At 57.8% G+C, this 18,634-nt stretch carries 17 protein-coding genes; 4 read left to right on the forward strand and 13 right to left on the reverse strand.

The features are described from left to right. The 3 genes from BN1800_RS20875 to BN1800_RS20885 all read left to right on the forward strand — a co-directional run bounded on the left by BN1800_RS20875 (position 1) and on the right by BN1800_RS20885 (position 2,843). On the forward strand, positions 1-1,107 hold the full coding sequence (locus tag BN1800_RS20875; protein ID WP_087000826.1) for an ABC transporter ATP-binding protein: 1,107 nt from the start codon (positions 1-3) through the stop codon (positions 1,105-1,107). Between the two features lie 47 nt (positions 1,108-1,154). Continuing rightward, a complete protein-coding gene (locus tag BN1800_RS20880; protein ID WP_143534032.1) occupies positions 1,155-1,865 on the forward strand; it encodes a maleate cis-trans isomerase family protein in 711 nt (236 codons plus the stop codon). 738 nt (positions 1,866-2,603) lie between these two features. Beyond that, complete coding sequence (locus tag BN1800_RS20885) at positions 2,604-2,843, forward strand: hypothetical protein (RefSeq protein WP_087000703.1); 240 nt, start codon at positions 2,604-2,606, stop codon at positions 2,841-2,843. Positions 2,844-3,235: 392 nt separating this feature from the next. Here BN1800_RS20885 and BN1800_RS20895 read toward each other — a convergent pair whose 3' ends face one another. The 6 genes from BN1800_RS20895 to BN1800_RS42535 all read right to left on the reverse strand — a co-directional run bounded on the left by BN1800_RS20895 (position 3,236) and on the right by BN1800_RS42535 (position 5,922). Next, positions 3,236-3,661 carry a type II toxin-antitoxin system VapC family toxin gene (locus tag BN1800_RS20895; protein ID WP_087000707.1) on the reverse strand — a complete coding sequence of 142 codons (426 nt, stop codon included), beginning with the start codon at positions 3,659-3,661 and terminating at the stop codon, positions 3,236-3,238. Next, a complete protein-coding gene (locus tag BN1800_RS20900; RefSeq protein WP_087000709.1) occupies positions 3,661-3,915 on the reverse strand; it encodes a type II toxin-antitoxin system prevent-host-death family antitoxin in 255 nt (84 codons plus the stop codon). The genes BN1800_RS20895 and BN1800_RS20900 overlap by 1 nt, the downstream gene beginning before the upstream one ends. 378 nt (positions 3,916-4,293) lie before the next feature. Further along, on the reverse strand, positions 4,294-4,614 hold the full coding sequence (locus BN1800_RS20905; protein WP_087000828.1) for a helix-turn-helix domain-containing protein: 321 nt from the start codon (positions 4,612-4,614) through the stop codon (positions 4,294-4,296). Positions 4,615-4,661: 47 nt separating this feature from the next. Then, positions 4,662-4,901: a type II toxin-antitoxin system RelE/ParE family toxin gene (locus BN1800_RS20910; protein ID WP_244564578.1), complete on the reverse strand. Its 240-nt coding sequence runs from the start codon at positions 4,899-4,901 to the stop codon at positions 4,662-4,664. Between the two features lie 482 nt (positions 4,902-5,383). Then, complete coding sequence (locus BN1800_RS20915; RefSeq protein WP_087000711.1) at positions 5,384-5,692, reverse strand: HigA family addiction module antitoxin; 309 nt, start codon at positions 5,690-5,692, stop codon at positions 5,384-5,386. Between the two features lie 32 nt (positions 5,693-5,724). Then, the gene (locus tag BN1800_RS42535) at positions 5,725-5,922 is read right to left on the reverse strand and encodes a hypothetical protein (protein ID WP_244564579.1); all 198 of its coding nucleotides are present in this window, start codon (positions 5,920-5,922) and stop codon (positions 5,725-5,727) included. Between the two features lie 964 nt (positions 5,923-6,886). Here BN1800_RS42535 and BN1800_RS20925 point away from each other — a divergent pair. After that, entirely contained in the window at positions 6,887-7,804 is a 918-nt protein-coding gene (locus BN1800_RS20925) for an AraC family transcriptional regulator (RefSeq protein WP_087000712.1), read from the forward strand. Positions 7,805-7,939: 135 nt separating this feature from the next. Here the strand turns inward: BN1800_RS20925 and BN1800_RS20930 are convergent, their stop codons facing one another. The 7 genes from BN1800_RS20930 to BN1800_RS20965 form a co-directional block, all read right to left on the reverse strand. Then, the gene (locus BN1800_RS20930) at positions 7,940-8,416 is read right to left on the reverse strand and encodes a DUF4189 domain-containing protein (RefSeq protein ID WP_087000725.1); all 477 of its coding nucleotides are present in this window, start codon (positions 8,414-8,416) and stop codon (positions 7,940-7,942) included. Then, complete coding sequence (locus BN1800_RS20935) at positions 8,413-9,105, reverse strand: hypothetical protein (protein WP_179213835.1); 693 nt, start codon at positions 9,103-9,105, stop codon at positions 8,413-8,415. Before BN1800_RS20935 ends, BN1800_RS20930 begins: the two co-directional genes overlap by 4 nt. Positions 9,106-9,120: 15 nt before the next feature. Next, on the reverse strand, positions 9,121-9,696 hold the full coding sequence (locus tag BN1800_RS20940; RefSeq protein WP_087000727.1) for an invasion associated locus B family protein: 576 nt from the start codon (positions 9,694-9,696) through the stop codon (positions 9,121-9,123). A 7-nt stretch (positions 9,697-9,703) separates the two neighbouring features. Then, positions 9,704-14,356 (reverse strand): YadA-like family protein, encoded by a 4,653-nt coding sequence (locus BN1800_RS20945; protein WP_087000729.1) that lies wholly within the window; start codon positions 14,354-14,356, stop codon positions 9,704-9,706. A 792-nt stretch (positions 14,357-15,148) separates the two neighbouring features. Next, on the reverse strand, positions 15,149-16,060 hold the full coding sequence (locus tag BN1800_RS20955) for a helix-turn-helix domain-containing protein (RefSeq protein ID WP_244564580.1): 912 nt from the start codon (positions 16,058-16,060) through the stop codon (positions 15,149-15,151). A 468-nt stretch (positions 16,061-16,528) separates the two neighbouring features. Then, positions 16,529-17,101: an EAL domain-containing protein gene (locus tag BN1800_RS20960; protein ID WP_087000731.1), complete on the reverse strand. Its 573-nt coding sequence runs from the start codon at positions 17,099-17,101 to the stop codon at positions 16,529-16,531. A 280-nt stretch (positions 17,102-17,381) separates the two neighbouring features. Then, positions 17,382-18,581 carry an MHYT domain-containing protein gene (locus tag BN1800_RS20965; RefSeq protein WP_087000733.1) on the reverse strand — a complete coding sequence of 400 codons (1,200 nt, stop codon included), beginning with the start codon at positions 18,579-18,581 and terminating at the stop codon, positions 17,382-17,384. Positions 18,582-18,634: the final 53 nt, after the last annotated feature.

Raw genomic sequence — 18,634 nt, forward strand, 5'->3', positions numbered from 1 at the left:
ATGACCGCTCTCGGCCTTCACAGCAAGGACATTTCGATCAGGAATATCGCCAAGAGCTATGGCGGCACTCAGGCCGTCAAAGGCCTTTCTTTCGAAGTCGAGCGGGGACATGTCCTGTCCCTGCTCGGACCTAGCGGCTGTGGAAAAACAACGGTCATGCGGATGATCGCCGGTCTTATTGATCCGACGGCTGGCGATATCCTGATCGGAGGCGAGCCGGTGACGAAGGTTCCAGTGCACCGCCGGAACATCGGCATGCTTTTCCAGAATTACGCTCTCTTTCCGCATCTGACCGTCGCCCAAAACCTCGCCTTCGGCCTTGAGATGCGGAAGTTGGCAAAGACCGAGATCGCCAAACGGGTCGAAACTACGCTCGCCATGGTGCGGCTGGCGGAATTCGGCGCGCGCTTGCCGCATCAGCTGTCTGGTGGTCAACAGCAACGTGTTGGCCTGGCCCGAGCCCTGATCATCGAGCCTGCAGTTCTATTGCTCGACGAGCCCTTCGGTGCGCTTGACAAGAAGCTTCGCGAAAGCATGCAGATCGAAATGCGGCAACTTCAGAAACGGCTTGGCATCACGACACTCATGGTGACCCACGATCAGGACGAGGCCATGACCCTGTCGGACCAGATCGCCGTTATGAACAACGGTCGCATCGAACAAATCGGAACGCCGAAGGAAATCTATGAGCGCCCGACGACCCGGTTTGTGGCGAGCTTTATCGGGACGTCGAACTTCTTCAGCGGACAGATCTCATCGCGTCATGCAACGGGGTTTGTTGTCACAAGCGATGATGGCGTGACGCTTGCATTGGAAGGCGCTGCGCCAACCGATAAAAACGTGACGGTTGCACTGAGGCCGGAAGCAATCCACATTGGACCTCCATCGGACAATCCGAGCGCCAACCAGGTACGCGTTACCGTCGAGCAAATCGTGTATCATGGCTTGAACACGCATTATCATCTGAGGCGTTCAAACGGAGAGCAGCTTCTGGCCGTTCGGCAGAACGATCATGGCAAGCTGCCGTTCAACATCGAGCCAGGTAGCGAAGTCCCCGTCAGCTGGCAGGCGAGCAGCAATCGTCTTGTTCTTGAGGAGGCCGCTTGACGTCTAAATTCGCAAACCTGAGGCCGGCATTCAGAACGGCCATCGCTATGGTGACGCCCTCGGCGAACGTCGTTGTCGAGCGTGTTACGACGGCAATTCTGTCGGATTTTCCAGAAGTTTCGGCACACTTTTCTCGCACGCCGGTGTATGGGTCGCGCGATCTGTTCCCCGATGACTATGATTGGGAAGGAATGCTTGGAGCGGCAACGCTCTTGGCACAGGCTCAGCCCGATATCATTGCCTGGAATGGAAGCAAGGGTGCCATGCTCGGCCTTTCAGTCGACCAGGAATTCTGCCGGCGGGTCGAGGACAAAACCGGAATACGCGCCACCACCTCGACCATTGCATTGCATTCTGCGCTCGATGTCATTGATACCAGACGTATCGCGATCGTCTCTCCCTATATGGAAGACTACCAGCAGAAGCTCGTCTCGGCGTTCAAGCGACAGGGCTTTTATGTGGTCGCTGATGCGTGCTTGAGAATCGATGACAACCTCGCGTTCGCCGCCGCCTCGGACACCTCGATTGCCGAAATGGTGTACCGTGTCGCCGAAGCAAAGCCGGACGCCATTCTAACCTGGTGCACCAACTTCCCGGCCGCATTCACGCTCCCCAAATTGGAGGACGACCTCGATATCCCGATCCTGGATTCAGTTTCGCTCACTGTCTGGAATGCATTGCGCTTGACAGGTCACCATGCAGCGGAGGCGTCCCGCTGGGGTCGTCTGTTTGATATCCAATTCAATTCAGCTTGTTGAGGCTGACCGCCGAGTGCGTGCCTTTGATCTGCATTTAGGACATCCGACATGGTCACGATCGATACCCTGGCCGTGCCATGAACATTTCTACTTTGCGCCACAGCCGACATTCCTACCTTGCTGCCACAATCTAATCCGAACACGCGCCGAAGAGATCGGCGCACTCGATGCGTCCTTCCTTTTGATCGACTCGAGCAGCTGGCTCTGTCCTCTTGTCCGGACTTGAAACCGTCCACGTCAGCTACGAAGATACGCCGTGCGCAGCGCTTTCGGTGGCCGGCCGAAATTCCACCTATGCCTCCAGACGTTGACCGCGCTAAATTGCGGCCTGTTGCACATGAGCTCCATCGACGGGCTTCGTCCGGAAAGTGCCAGCGCCCGCAGCTTTCTCGTTTGCAGCGCGTCTTTTTTGTTGAACTTACCAAGAGATTCGTAAATTTAGGGACGGAATGGCTTTCAAGGGCCTCAAGTGTCGCGTCATAAAGGCACTGAAGGAAGGGAATGATCTGCACGCAGCTCGAGGGAGCGTCGAGGACAAGAATGCCTTGATGACTGGTGATAATTTCCCCCGAACGGCTGATAACGATCATCGACAGGTGCGATGGCACGCATCGTGAGAGTTCTGAACACCATGAATTCGAGGGCATTGAAGTCCGCATCCTCAAACGAGATGGATGGTTCTACTTCGTTGACCCCGATACGGTCTTCGCAATTGAACATCCAACAAAGTAGGCGATCATGAAAGTCTGGTATGCTGGAGATAAGGCCAAAGCGGTCTGCGAGAAGTGCCGAAAAGTCGTTGCGACGACTTTCGACTACCATGATGGGCCTTTCGAAAGCGGGATCGGCGTGGCGAAGCAGATCATGGCGGCTACATGTGACGAATGTGGTACCGTTGTGGCTATCCCGCCGCAGTCGACGCCTGCAATCCGTGTTGCTCGGGAGATCGCCTCCAAGCAGCTACAACAAAGCCAATAAAGAGTTCTTCGAGCGTCGGTACCATGCAAGGGAGAAGAACAGAGTGATGCGGGAGAAGATGAAGGAAGGGAAATGAGAAAGTCGAACTATCTGGACGGACACGGTCAAATCATCACGACGGTCGAGGATGAAGTCGTAGTCGCGGCCCTAAATCTAACCCTTTTGCGATCCGCCGCTGCTCGACGGATGATCTCCTGTGGACGCGGCCTCCCTGAACTCACCTATCGAAAGTTCCAGCTCAACGACAAGCTTTTTCCAGGAAACGACGGGAGTATGTTTTAATCGTTGAAAGTTGGAGTCTAGGGAATTGGGCGTCGTTCATGCGATCGTGGGGTTTGGTCGTCAGCGCCGTCACCCCTGTCGCCATGATGCGCTAGACCGAGTCAACAAGGTTAGTGTGCATGGTTCCAAGGATTGAAGATACTAACGCCGGTCGGCCCAAAATTAGCGGCGTTGCGCGTTACGACCGTCATTCCGTGGACCAGTGCTGTTGCGGCAATATACGCATCGTTGATCGGTTGGGTATCTGGAACATGCAGTCTGGCTGCCATCCTTGCCACGGCGCCATCCACGGCTAGGATCCGGTCCTCGAAGGCCGGCAAAACTTGTGTTTCAAGCCAGTCTCTAAAGATAGAGCCCTGCTCTGCATCGCGGCGCTCCTTTTGCAAAACGCCGATTTCAAGTTCATGAAGTGTAATTGCCGATATGAAAAGGGTGGCCGTCTCCAGCGATTCAACCCACCGCGCAACGTTAGGATCAGCGTTGCCAAGCCGAACCTTGCGCAGTTCGGAAATGACGTTCGTATCCAGTAGTAGCATCAATCAAGATCCATCAGTGCCGCGCGCTCAAGACGCGGCGGAATTTCCAGCTCGATATCCTCAAGTCCAGGCATGGCCAGCAGGTCCGCGATATTCTGCCTTTTCCCAGTAAGACGATGATAGTCCTCGATGCTCAGCAAAACCTGCGCTGTCCTTCCCCGGTTCGTGATGAACACCGGCCCCTGGCGCGTTGCCTTCTGCGCCCGGTTGGCGTTTTGCTGAAATTCGCGGCTCGATATCGTTGTGATCGACATGGCAATACTCCTCGCGAATACCTAATGTTGACACATTAGAACATAGAGAGCCTATTGCAAGCTTTAAAGGCCAAAACTGGTCCGACCAATTTATGCGGTATGGCGGCGGCGTTAGTCCGGCTCTATCGGATGCTTTACATGGACGGGCTGCAGTTCGGGCGGTCTGGGTTCAGGGACATTCAGCATCCGGGCGAGGAGATCTGCCAGCCACGACCGCGTGTCGATATCGGCAGGCAGGACCTCATTTCGTGACACGACTATAGCGCATGACATAACGTACGGATTTAAGGCCAATTATCAAATCAAGGCAGACGGCCTTCGGCGGCAAACACCTTGCAAAGAAATGAAGCCTTCGCACATCAAAGGGTGCGAGAGTTTTTATGCCGCTGCCGCGGTACGGCTGCCGCCGCGCGGCTTATGGCGCACAGACACGTCAATCCGATAATCCAGCCGGTCAAGGCAACGCAGCAGCCGTCCGATTGAGAACTTACCTGTGCGGCCGGTAACGATCGCCGACACATCGGGTTGGGGCAAGCCCAGCAGCTCACCGGCTTTCGCCTGGGTGAGGCGCCGGCGCTTGATGATGATGCCAATCTCGCGCGCCAGTTTGGCCTTCAGCAATTCTTCTTCAGGACTGTCAAAACCGAGATCAGCAAACACATTGCCGCTGCTCTTCACGGCGGGGGTCTCTTCGCTCATGGGACGTTGCTCCTTTTCGTAGTCTTCGCGGTGGTGAGCCGCCGCCTTCAGGCGGGCTTGATCGCCTCGATGTCGCGTTTGGGCGTCTCCGCACCCTTCGTTGACTGCTTCTGAAGCAACGAAGGATACAGATCACTCGCAAAGCGGACGGTGTGGACGGCGCGATAAGTGTCGCCATCATAGTTATCCACCATTTCGAGGACGCTCCGGCCACCAAAATCCTTAAGAGCTTTGACGTCGGAAAGCTCCTCTTCTCCGTTCCGGGCATCGTTGATGGCGAACCCCATAACGCGATGAACCTCCCCCGGACACTCCCGCAGGTCGTCCAGTGACGACCCTACCATTCTACGGCTTCTGGTTCTTCATTTGCCATCTACCTTATAGCACTAGGGACTATATTTTTCCATGAGTATCCTAGCGTTCCCTTAACGGAGACCAGGCGAATTGCTTCCGGAAAACGCCTCGGCGTCGCATTTAACTCCATAAACCCGGCGGAACATCCGTAAAATCTGAAAGATCTCTCGGAGTGGAGTGTCAGCGGGCGCTTGATCGGCCTCGCGAAATATTCTTGCCGGCTGCTATCCTTGGAAGGAACGACCGGTTCTATGGTCTATAAGCCAAGGCGACAGTTGCTGTCGGCTCGTTCCATCACGCGCTCGGCTTTTCTTTGCCTTCCGCGACGATGGACGAAAGTTGGTCTAACAGACTTTCATGCAGTGCCTCTTGCCCGCACTTCTCGTCGCGGCCCGTATTCCCAGTTGTTGCTCGTTCAGATCAGCGCCGGTTGCGGATCCAGCGGCTTGCCCTTGAAGGGCGCGACGTTGATCTCCCCTTCCCGCTTGCGAGTCTGGGCAATGTCGTAGCTGTTCTGCATCCGCATTAGCGTGTCCATCGACACGCCGAACGCCTTTTCGATCCGCAGCGCCATTTCCGGCGAGAGATGCGCACGCTCGTTCAGCACGGCCGACAACGCCGCCCGTGTAACACCGAGAATTTGCGCGGCACTCGTCACCGAAAGCCCAAGCGGTTCGATGATTTCACTTTTGATGAAGCCGCCGGGGTGGGCGGGACTCTTCATACGGATGCCCTGGTCGCACTCATGGCCACCTCCTAGTGGTAATCTTCATAATCGAGGTCGATGATCTCGATTTCGGCTTGGTTAATCCGGAACGTGATCCGCCAGTTTGTCCGCGAACGACCTTCGTAAAGTTGCAGTTCGATCCAGGGCGCGACATCGCAAACGTCGAGATCGACGTCATCCTGACGTACCTGCTTCAGCTCTTCGCAGACAAGGAGATCATGAATCACGTGACCTTCAAGGGGGCACGATGCTTCGCAAGATGGTGTTCGGCCCGCGAGCCATCTATCTACCGATCTCGATTTCACTCACTGTTAGCGACATTGATCTTGACGACGCAAGTACGAATGCGCCACGATTAATTCCACCTCTGGTTGCTGATGGTGTTTGGTGGGTGTTCCTACATCTCCACGAAGTTCTCCCTCGGTCAGGGCTATCGCGATGATTAACGGCTTAACACCTTATGCGATTTGATCTGATGAAGAAGCTGACGTTGGCAAGTAGGACACAGGTTTAGGGTGCCGTCAAACAAACATTTCCCATTGTGTCTGGCTATAGAGACGCGCAGCAGCTTCCATACGTCTGCTAATACATCTGGTCTTTTTTCGCCGCATCCATCGCAGGCCCATGTCGATAGTGGCTCCATTGCCGACCTCCCAGTCCAATAATGGATTGCTTAAAACCTAAAGCTCAAAACAACAAGTCCCGGCACAATTGTTAGGCCCCAGCACGACATTGAATGCATTAATAGTACAAATGCGTTTTTTAGAAATCAAAACCAGCAGATAGGGCTCAATTCGAAGCGGCCACACATTTTTTATCTCTTTCCGTACTCCACTGACGTTAAACATTTTGGCCTGCTTAACCAAATTATTTTCGAACTTGGCGACGGCAGTGATGCCATCACCCAAAAGCTAGCCGCCAATTTTTTCGCTACTGCATTGGCCAATCTAGATACAGTTCCTCGATGGACTTTCTTCCGCGCAAGCGACTTCGTTCCAGTCTTTCGTGGACGTCCACGCGAGGATTGGCAATTTTTCGTGAACGCTCTGAAAACAATAATCTTAAGTTGACATTTTCTGTTGGCTCTCATCCATTGCGAGGAGTTTTGGAGATGGCATTTGACGATTTCACCGCGCGGAGGAACTGGACCGGATTGTCGCGACAAGGCAGGCCCGAGGGGTAGACCGGACGATGCTTGAATGTACCGACGTCAACAGTAGGCCGTCGGCTGACGATGATCAGCTGAATGCAAAACACAATGTGTTTCAGATTATTCCTGAATCCGCCGGTCCACGGGCGACAACGTTTCGCGGTGGTGTTGTGTATGAGAAGCGGACTGGCTCCGGCTCTCTTACATATCGGCCGAACAGTCACGTGGCGACTATTTATCTCGTCCCGCCGCGAGGACTCGCCTTCGCTTTTGGTGCCGGTGAATTTCAAACGCTCAACTCATCTGCCGGTACAGTCACCATTAATCCCGCGGAGATAGACGGTCGGCTGATCTGGTCATATCCTTGCGAAACAGTGACAGTCTCGATTCCTCCTTCCAGCTTGCAGGAGCTCGCGCAAAGCGAAAATCCCGGCTTCTCGTTGGAACTACGTCCCGGACCATCCAAGCAGCCAGATGCCCAGGCTTTACATTTGGCAAGGCTCATGAAGGCGGAGCTGTCGCGAAAGGATGCTGGCAATGACCTCTACCTCGATTCGCTGATCACCATTTTCGGGATTCATTTGCTTCGAAACTACAGCGTGGCTATTGAAACGCCTGCGCGCAGAGGGCGACTGCCTATGCTCGCCGCAAGACGGGTGCAGGATTATTTGGACGAGAATTTCAGTCGAAAGCTCTCGATCGACGAGCTTGCGGGCATTGCAAAGTTATCAAAGAGCCATTTTATACAGGCGTTTACAAATACGTTCGGGCAACCGCCGCACCAATATGTTCTCAATCTTCGCCTGGATTGCGCTGAACGACTGCTCTCAAATGAAGATGTGAGCGTAGCGGAAGTTTCCTACTTGTCCGGCTTCTCAAGCCAGAGCCATCTGACATCGGTTATGCGCAAATTGCGGCAGAATACTCCGAATCAATTTCGTCTACTCAAACGCGCATAGCCGCCGCCTCGCTCCTTGCCGGCACTGCGGCGGCGAGATCGGTCGCATCTCGTCGACACGATGCTGCTTTTCTTCAATTCGTTGGCGAACGGCGCAATTGACTGGCTGCATAGTTCCGCCCTTATGCTTGGACAATCATGTGCATACCCATTCACGGACCTTGCATTGTGTCCCTGACGCCTCGCAAGCCTGGATAGCCATGTCCTCCGCTTCGTCACGGGTCGGTGCGGATTTTGCGCTCCAGGGCGTGACGCGGCTTGCCTTTTCCTCGCCGATGGCGAGCACGCCGCAATGGTGATAGGGAAAACCGGTATTATCATCGTCGTCCCAATGCCGGTGGTTGCGAAACACCTCGACGACAACGCATCCCTTGCCGTCGGCATTCTCACAATGCTCGAGCGCGATATCCATGGCCTCCTGCCGCTTATCGGCACCCCAAAAGAAACCGTGCTTTTCGTCGGTCTCTGAATAGGCGATTGCTCCCCAGATGCCGCGCTCCTCTTGAGGTGGTGGAACGGGTACATCCGCAGTTGTGGGGAAATCAGCCGCCCCCAGATGCGCTGTCGGGAGCAGCGCCATGCAGATTGCGCCAAGGGCAAAACCTAATCTCATTTCCCACCTCCTTGTGTTCCTGTTGCCGAAGCCACGGAAACAACGGCACAGCCGTCGCCGGTCGGCAGAAGCATCGCGTTGCCGCCGTTATCGGGAAGTTCGTAGACACTTATCTGTGCGAGATTGTTGGTAAGCTTGCTTCCCTTCGGAAGCAGGGCCGGCATATCGGCGCATGAAGTTGTAAATGGTGCCACACGGACCATCGACCCTTCACAAAGAGAACCGGTAGGTGCCGCAACCACAACACCCGCAGCCGTACCGCTGTATCCTTCGGTGGCGTAGTTCATGCCGACAAGGGCCTGCACCGCGTGCTTGTCCGGGGTTTCGATGTTCCAGGTCGACTGAACGCTGTATTGCGAGCCGTTCGTCAACAGTGCTCCCAAGCCCGGAAAGATGTTGGCGCAAGCTTGCAAACCCGCCTGTTTAGCGTGCTGACGAAATGGCGTATCGGCCGGCGTCGAAGCGGCTGCATTCGTTTCTGCGACTGCCGGCTGCGACAGGAAATTCCCGATTGCTTCATAGCGCCCTGCAACGTAACCGGCGGCGCCGACGGTAACGATACCGAGGAACGACAGGGCTGTCGTTTTCAGCCAGTTCCGCCGCGGTCTATTCCGATCATCGGCGTGATTCGGAACAACATCACTGCTCTTGCGAGACATTATCCGGTCATGAATCGATTGCTGGTCCATCGTGAAATGCCTCCGTTAATTGATCGCCGCAACGGCCTTGGAAAGGCCCCTGAGGGTTGCGTTTACGCTGACGGTTCTCCCGTCTCTTATCGAATAGGACACCGTTGATGCCGAGTTCTTCGAGATCTGCTCGCGCATGATGGGGCCGACCGGCAGCATTCCGATGCAGACGGCCTGATTGCATCCATCGAGTTGAACTTTTACCGGCTCTTTCCGGTCTTCGAATTTCAACGAGACAACGCCGTCGCTCTTGGCAACCGGTGCGGTCCGCAAGATCATGTATGGCTTGCCTTCCGGTGTGGCGGCAAGTGACCAACTGAAAGCGAGCTGTCCTGCCTGGTTTTCAATCGTCTGAGTGACGTTGCAGACCCTTTGGCGGGCTTTCAGATTTTCGTCGCAGATCAGCGTCCAATTCTCGAACGGTCTGATCATTCTCTGATATTGGCCGAGAGTTACGTCACCAGGAACCGCGACCTCGGGCGGCCTGATTCGATAACCTGAGGAAGCTGCCTCCTGCCCGGCCGCCTGTGGGCCGGACAGGAAAAGGCATGCAATGAAAACCGAGGAGCCAGAACCCGCTCTCCTGAACATGCCGGCCTCAGTTCAAGGTGAAGCTGAGACCCGCGCCCACACCGACATCACCGTCGGCGACCGTGCCGGAAAGGTTGGCTCGAACGCGTCCGTCTTCGCTGGTGTAGCCGGCACCGAAGGCAAGCGCGCCTTCGCCCTTCCAGAAACCGCCGCCCATCGCCACGCTCAGCTTGCCTGGACGATCGTCGTAGCGGAGGGAAGCCGCAGCAAGTCCTATCGCGGCCGCCGCCCTGGCCTCTGAGCGGATGTTGCCCATCTCCCGGTTCAATTGGCCGAACTTCTGGTCGGTATAATCGTTGGCTGATTCAATGGCATAATTCACGCGATTGTCGGTGTAGGACTTTGCCTCGGTGAAGCTCTGGTTCAATTGAGCGACATTGACCGCATCGGTGTTGGCAACACCCCTGCCGACATTCGAGATGACAACCGGTGCATTTACGTCACCGCCCTGCAAGGTCAGGCTGTTCTTCTTGCTGCCATCCGGGTTGAGGTCATAGAAAACCGCGCTGTCGTTGATATTTCCGATGCCGCCCTGCAGATCCTCGATTGCCGTATTGGTCGCATGAAGTTGGGAACCGTTGATGGCGTCGGTGCTATCGGCGGAAATGCGCCCGGCGGCGACGTTTGTCACGGTCCTTTCCGCGCCATCGGCGCCAACACTGACGGTCCCGACTGGCGCGGTTCCCGCAAAGTCGTACCGGGTGCCTCGAATTGTGGTCCCCGACGTACCAACGGCCGCTTCCGTCACGGAACCCGAACCGAGAGCGACATCATTGGCGTTGTTCGCCTGTGCGCCCTGGCCGAGTGCGACCGCACCCGTCCCCGTCGCCGTGGACCCGTGACCGGCAGCCACGCTGTCGGTCCCGCTCGCCACGCTTTCAGGACCGATCGATACGCTGTCAGTGCCTGAGGCGATGGAGTCGGCCAGCGTCGAATTGGCATGGAAGTATTTGATACCGCCGCCATTGGCGATGTTGGTGAGGGCATTGTCGACGGCCGTGAAGCCATCATAGACGGTCGTATAGCTGCCGCCCTGGATGTTGTAGGTCGGGCCGGTGACCGTGCCGTCCGGGTTGATCGTCGTGCCGCCGCCGATCAGGTTGGTGATGTTGGTGCCGAGGCCCTTGAGCTGGCTGACGTTCACACCGTCGGTATCAGCCGAACCGGCCGCGACATTGGTCAGCTTGCGTTCCGCTCCGGCCGAGCCGAAGGACACCTCGCCGGCCGAGTTCTGCAAGGCGGCAAGGCCAAAGCCGGCGTAGTTCGTCTGCGCGCCCACCGTGGTGATCGATTGCGCACCAAGCGCGACGCTATTGATGTGGTTGCTCGTTGCGCCCGCACCGAGCGCAACGGACTGAACGCCTGCCGCCGTCGAATTGGTGCCGAGCGCAACACCGTCGGCCAGCATGACATGCGCGTTCTGACCGATCGCCGTGCCGCCCGGTGCTAGCTGGTCGACGATCGCGCCATTGCCGATGCCGATGCCGTTGTCACCGTTGACCACGGTCGTCGGACCGACAGCAATCGATTCAGCCCCGACAGCAAGGGAATCGCCGGCCGTCGAATTGGCATGAAAATACTGACTCGGCGTCGCTGCGACCGAGGCGATGGCGCCCTGGAGCTGGCGAATGGTGACCGCGTCCTGGGCGTTCGTGCCGTCCGCGACATTGGTGATCTGCCGGTATGAAGTGTTCGTGCCAACCGCTACCGCCCCCAGAAGCGTCTTGTCGGTCGTGTTGTATTCGATGAAGTTGGTTGGGCCGGCCGCGATCTGGCCGGTGGCGGGCGCGAGCGCCCGGTCGGAGATCGATCCGGAGCCGAGCGCTATGCCGCCGTCGATCGTCGCCTGGCTGTCGCGACCCAAGGCGAGCGAATTGTCCGCAACGGCGGTGGCGTCATAGCCGACCGCTGTGGAACCGATGCCTTGAGCGGAGGAGTCGCTGACGGGCAGCGTCCTGTCATTGGTGCGCACATACCGGATGCCGTCACCATTTGCGTCGGTGAAGATTGTCGACGTATCGCCGGCGATGTTGTTGATCGTAGTACCGATATCGCCAATGGTATTGCCGAGATTGGCGATGTCGGTGGCGTTCTGCGTAACCTGCTGATTGGTCGCAAAGAGCTGCGATCCATTCACCGCGTCGGTCGAGCTGCCCGAGAGCTGCCCTGCCGCGACGTTCTGGATCTGGCGCTCGGCGCCCAGCGCGCCGACCGAGAACGCGCCGGCCGGCGTCGCGCCGGCAAAGGTGTAGGCCGTGCTGCCGATCGTCGCCCCGCCGACGGGCGTCGTCGTGCCCGACACCGAATTGAGGCCGATGGCGACGTCGCCGGCATTGTTGGCCACCGCGTTCGGCCCGATCGCTACCGAGTCGATCCCCAGCGCCTGCGAATCCGGCAGCGCCGAATTGGCGTGGAAGTACTTGATGCCGCCGCCGGTGTTGATGTTGTTGACGGTGGTGGCGAGGCTGTCGACCGCCTGGTTGGTGGCGAAGAGCTGCGAGCCGTTGATCGCGTCGGTCGAGCCGCCGTTGATCCGGCCTGCTGCGACATTGGTGATGGTGCGCTCGGCACCCGCTGCGCCGACGCTCACCGTGGAAGTCGGCGTCGCCGTGCCGGCGAAGGTATAGACCGTGCCGTTGATCGTGGTGTTCGCCGTGCCCACCGCCGCTGCCGTGACCGAGCCCGAACCCAAGGCGACATCGTCGGCATTGTTGGCGATGGCAGCGTCACCGAACGCGACCGCGCCTGCAGCGCCCGCACGACTGAAATTGCCGAGCGCCAACGAGCCCTGGCCGATCGCAACGTTGTTGTTGCCGATCGCGACCGCGCCATTGGCCATATTGGCCGCCGTAGCGGTCGCCGTGCCGTCGGCATTGGCGATGTTGTTGGCGCCGCCGGTGAAGGCGCCGGTGCCGCTCGCGTAGCTCGGATCACCGATGGCGACCGCGCCGTCGCCATAGGCGACGTTCTCGAAGCCGATAGCGACAGCCTTGCCGCCGCTCGCGAACGCCCTGGTGCCGATGGCGACGGCGTCGGCGGAGTCCGCGAAAGCCTCGCGACCGACCGCGATGGCGTTGGTTGCAGTCGCCCAGCTTTCGCGTCCCATCGCAATGACGTCGTTCCCGGACGCCGTCACGTCCGTGCCGACGGCGATGGCGTTGTCTCCACTGGCGCTATTCCCAAAATTGGTCGAACCGACATAGACGGAGCCTATGCCGGACGCCGTCGTCCCAACGCCGACAGCGACGGCATCAGTGGCAGTGGTTCGGGCGCCGCGGCCGAGGGCGGTACTGTTGATTCCGCTGGCGGCTGCGCCCAGTCCAAGCGCGGCTGCGTTCGCGGCGGTCGCCGTGGCGTTGTTGCCGAGCGCCGTGGTGGAGACGGCCGTGGCCTGGGCTCCCGACCCCGCCGCGACCGAGCCGAATCCGCTCGACACGGACTGATTGCCCAGGGCCAACGAGAAATCTGCCGAGGCATTGGCCACGGGACCGAACGCTGACGAGCTAATCCCTGCAGCAATGGACGAGAAGCCGACGGCGGCAGAATCGGCGCCGGTGGCGGTGGCAATACGTCCACCGGCGAACGAACGGTCGCCACTGGCCGTGGCGTTGCCGACCGCAGCGGAATTCGCTCCCGAAGCAACGCTGAAGGTGCCTAGAGCAACCGAACCGGCGCCCGTGGCCTGGGTAGCGGCGCCGAGCGCGACAGAGTTGGTGTTGTTCGCGACCGAGCCGGACCCCAGCGCCATCGCGGCGGGGCCTGAGGCCGCCGCATTCAAGCCGAGAGCCACCGCGCTTCCTGCAGTCGCCCGGCTCTGGCGCCCCACCGCAATGGCGTCGACCTGAGACGCCAGTACGTCTGTGCCGAGGGCGATGGCGCTCTCTTGAAGGGCGCCCACTCCCGCAACAGTTCGGTTGCCAAGATTGATAGCGTTGATCGCGGTCGCTCTCGCCTGGAACCCGATGGCGATTGCATTCTGATTGCTTGCGACGGCGGAATTGCCTTGGGCAATGGCATCCAGTCCGGACGCTGTTGCCCCAAACCCGAGCGCGGTGGCGCGCAGCCCGGTCGCCCGGGTAACATAGCCGATCGCCGTCGAGTTCGTCCCGTCGGCACGCGCGTTCAGGCCAAAGGCGGCCGCCCCTGTGGCTGCAACCGAGTTGACGCCGATGGAGCTTGCTCCGTCCCCGGTGGCTTGAGCGTTCCCGCCCAAGGCGAGTGCGTTGACGCCGGTCGCGCCCGCGAAGACACCTATGCCTATGGCGTTGAGGCCATTGACACCCATCGAATAGCCGATGGCTATCGAAGCGTTGCCCGTTGCACTGTTAGAGGTGCCCAACGCAACGCTGTTCGCGCCATTCGCTTGGGCACCGTTACCGATCGCGACGGCGTTGCCGGCTGATGCCGTGCCGCCGCCGGCGGCATATTGTGCATGGGCGGGCGTCGCGAGGCCGATCGCGATCGCCGCCAGTCCGCCGCCGACGCCCAACGTTCCGAGACCCAGACCCTTGCGCCGAATACCAAGAACACGATGGGCCATGCGAAGGATCGCCATCAGCCGCCGACGACGTGACCGGTCGCCGCTTTCACCTGCGATGCGGTTGTTGGGGACACCGAACCGGGCCATGCGCTGAGTATGCCCTTCAATGCGTTCAATCATTGTACATTTCCTCGTTGCTACCCGGGCGCGCCGATGCCGCGGAGCTCGCCTTGGCCGTTGAAAAGATTGCTGGATCGGAGCACTCATCTTGCAGAGCACGCCCCATCTTCATCCCTTTGCTCTCGATCAGCTCGCGAGCGCTTTCCACTCCTGCCTGAGTAGGGGCCGGCACTGAATACAGCGCAGCGTCAGCCCGGTCCGGTGGTAGCTTGATCAACACAAGAGCGCGGCAGACGTCGAAATGGAGGGATGGGTCCTGATTGGTATAAGCCGGTGTGGTCAGCCCAAACACGAAACAAGCAAAGAAATAGTCAATCTCCGCCCCGCTTATCTGACCGGCGTATTGGCGCTGCAGAGCACTCCAGGCCGCTTCGACCCTTGGGACAAAGACTTCAGTTTCCGGGAACTGAATGTCCCCGGACGACCCAACACACCGTATCGACTGATTTCCAGAAAGCTCCACGGCGCACCAAATGATTGTGTTGTCGCGAGGATAGCCACAGTCGATGGTGCACGTATTTTGCGAAATTCCGGTTTCTTTTTAGAAAGATCCGGTCTGAGCTCGCCTTGTAGTAAGTGCGGCCGTTCCGTCGTAAAAGCTCAGAACAGATACCCTCGTCGCGACAAAACGCAATATCGACCAGCGTTGACTTTCAGTAAAAATAAAATGATCAGGTGAGATCAGATAAGTATATTTGCGTGAGGCGAACTCGTGCCGTCGCTTTCATGCTTCTCCCTGAAAAAATGAGACCGAATTCATTCACGAGATCAAGACGTCGCAGCGACAGGACATCACCGTTGCTGCCTTACCTGTCTGGGAGTCCTGTTTCTGTGTTTCGACATGGTCACCGTCAGATGGCTCTGGTCTGAAAATCCGCTCAGATGGGCGATCTCGGCGATCGATAGTACGTTCTCGACGAGGAGTTTTTCAGCGAAATTCAGGCGCAGTCGAAGAACATATTTGTGCGGAGGCTCGCCGAAGGTCGTCGTAAAGGCCTGGATGAAATGGCGGGGAGAAAGGCCTGAAACCGCCGCAAGCTCGGCCACTGTGATCTTGCTGGAAAACCTTGACTCCAACAGCTCGCGAACACGCACGGCACTGCGGTTCGACAGGCCGCCCCCTCTCCTTCGGCCCGACGGCAATGTGTCCAAGCCTGTATAATTTCGGACGATATGCACACCAAAGATGGTGATTAGCGATTCGATATAGATCTTGTTTGGAACTTTGCGTGCCAGTTCCGCCTTCAACATCTCCGCGAGATACAGCGCCCGAAGGTCTATGGCGCCGAGTGGGGGCGGCTGAAGTATGGTATGACCCGCGCCGAACTCATGCGCCGCCAGCTCCAGAAAGCGTTGAGGCGGCACAGTAACGATTACTTTCTCGCAAGTGGAAGACCATGTCACGTTGCGTTCTGTATTTGCTGGAGTAACGGATATCATCCCGGCGTCGCCATCGTATTCGTGCACGAGGTGATCGTTGAAAGACACCCTTATTCCAGGCGAAGGTGCGAGCATCACCGTCGCCAAATGTTCCCGAGCCTTGAGCGCATGTGACCCGGGTAGCCGAACAACATGAGCCGCCGCACCTTGGTCCGTGATAACGCACAGCCCCTTGCTTTCCGAAATTTCGTCGAAGATGTGTGTATTTGCTTTTGGCCATTCGATCGGAGAATGGCGTTCTGCGACTTCACTTCTTCCCAGCATCCCAGGCCTAACCTCAGTATCGTTGATCGGTCGAAACCGTTGCTTCAGCGCACAGGCAGTGATGGTCTGCCTGTGGCATCGGCCTCGGTCTCGATTGCAGAATTCGTAGGTCTCAAGGTCGAGCCGCACTGCCTGTTGGCGTCCGAATCGCCCAAAGCAGCATGGATATCGGAAGTTCCCTCAGTGCTCTATTGGAGTCATAGATATGATGACCGATCGATTGTCGTCATATGACCATGGACACATCTGGCGATGGATGTATTTCGGAAAAATCCGGATTCTTTCAGAAAAATCCGGCACCACGTGACGTGATAACAGATGTTTCCGATTTGCCACACAAGTTCGCGGTGGCCGGCGGCTGATTGATGTGGCTGCTGTCAACTCACTGCATTTCACCGATTACCCGGTCTTTGCGTGAGCACAGACACCGTTTGCGGATCCAGCCAAGATCACTTCAAGATTGATCAGTCACGTTGTGATATATCCATTCTCGCATAATGTGGTCGAATGCCAATGTTTGCGAGTCAATGCGCAGATGATTCCAGTCCACGACAGGTCGTCGTCAATCGCAATCCGGCACCCTAGATCTCTTGCCTCTGAAAGTGAACTAATCGCCAGCGCAGCGTCGGCAAAGGTCTGAATGCCGGTAAACTTGAGAACAAGCCGCGAGGCCAATTCAGGTCGAGCGGCAATCTGGTCGCGAATATGAGCCCAACTCCCAGGATCGGAGACGTTGTCACTTGAGAGACTATATCCCAAAACCGACAGAGAATTGGATTCAAGCGCGTTCAGGACAAGCTTGAGCATATGCCGGTCGAGGACCGGCGCTTCCCCCAAAGCCTCCAGTGCGGGAACAAACACGGCGTCGGCGTGTTCTATCCCGTCTTGGTCAGTGAGGTGAGGAAAGCACTCGCCGTATAGAACCTGGGCCGGATCATCAATGGCATGTATGCTCTGGACGATGAAGCCGATACGATCTTCGGCAATCGCTTCCTGGACAATGGAGACGTGCCGCTCATCGAGCAAATCGAGATCAACCATGCAATCCTCCCGGCGCGAAAGATCTGCCGCGAGATTGCTTCTCATGCCCAAGCGTTCCGGCGGCTCGTGAAGAATTACGGCTCACATCCTACCCACAATATCTTTCCCGGTGGGGATCCTTGCGGATCAACACTCTTAGGAGATTGCGGCGGCAAGCTGTTACTGACAGCCAATACTCGCAAGATGGCCAAGCCAACCGCGGCACGAAGCGTCGGAAATCGCACAGAATGGGGTCCAGCCAGCACGAATTGCGTCAGCTATCGTAATCTATGCACTGTAATTATGAATCGCCGCGCCTGGCCAACCCTAGGCGCGCCCTAAGTTCGGCAATTTTGACGCGACTTACTGGAACCAGATGCGGCACCTCCCCGTCTAACTCGACCACGGCACCATCGCCTTCCTTGCGGATCAACGAAACGAGGGGAATGGACACGATATGGCTACGGTGGACGCGCATGAAAGTGGCAGGATCGAGTCGCGCCTCGGCTTGCGAGATTGCCCACGGACACATGCGTTCTCGGCTGCCATCGTGAACGAGTGTATAGTGGGCATTTGCCTTTATGCTGCGGATCCGTCCGATCTCGATGAAACGGGTTCCGTCGGCGCCCTCGACAGGCACCCGCGTCGCTACGGCGACACCCGGCTGTCCACCAGGGCCCTGCGTTAGTTGTGTCTGTGCGTCGGCGGAACCCAAACCATTCCGGTCAAACGCCGACGCCTCACCATCCATAGTATCAGATCGGCTGGCGCGCGCTGAATTCAGCGAGCGGGACCGTGGTTCGGGTACGAGGAGCAGCAGAAAGCCGAAGATAATCAGAAAACACAAAGGGGATACTATTAGGGCTAAAGCCTCCCGGGAGACAGCCAGTCCGTTCGCCGCATGGTGGACGGGACTTCCCGGAACGAAGCGCATGCCGTACATGGCCGTAAAATGCATGCCAGAGACGGCGACTCCGAACGCAGTGGCACTTAGCGCTAGCCGCATGCCGCCATGCCGGGCGAGAAAGATACGCAGACCGCCATAGGCCGCGCCCACGGCGATCACGACGGAAGCCACAACCATTGCATGCTGATGCTCGATATTGATGGTGCCGGCAAGACCATGGATGCCGACATAGTGCATCGATGCGATGCCCAGGCCGAGCAGCAACGCCGAGAGGACCACCCGCGCATTCGAAGGCTCGCCGAGCGAGACGAAGAATAGCGAAATCCCCATGACAAGGGCGCAGATAAGAAAGGATACGACCGTCGGCAGGACAAGATAGGTGGCATCGAGGGGGATTGGCGCTGCCAACATGGCGACGAAATGCATGGTCCAGACGCCGACCGCAAGGAAGAAAGCCGCGCAGGCAAGCAACAGCCGGCGGTCGGCACTACCGGTGCCCCGCACACGGGCCGCAAGCCCGAATCCTGTGTATCCCCCCAGGATGGCGATCACCACCGAAAGCGCGACCAGGAGGGGGTCGTGCCCTGCGAACATTCTCCCGCCTAACGGTGCGACGTCTTCCCTTGAATCATTTTAGGGTCATGCAC

Origin of the sequence: Rhizobium sullae, assembly GCF_900169785.1 — a bacterium.
In the GTDB taxonomy this organism is placed as follows: domain Bacteria; phylum Pseudomonadota; class Alphaproteobacteria; order Rhizobiales; family Rhizobiaceae; genus Rhizobium; species Rhizobium sullae.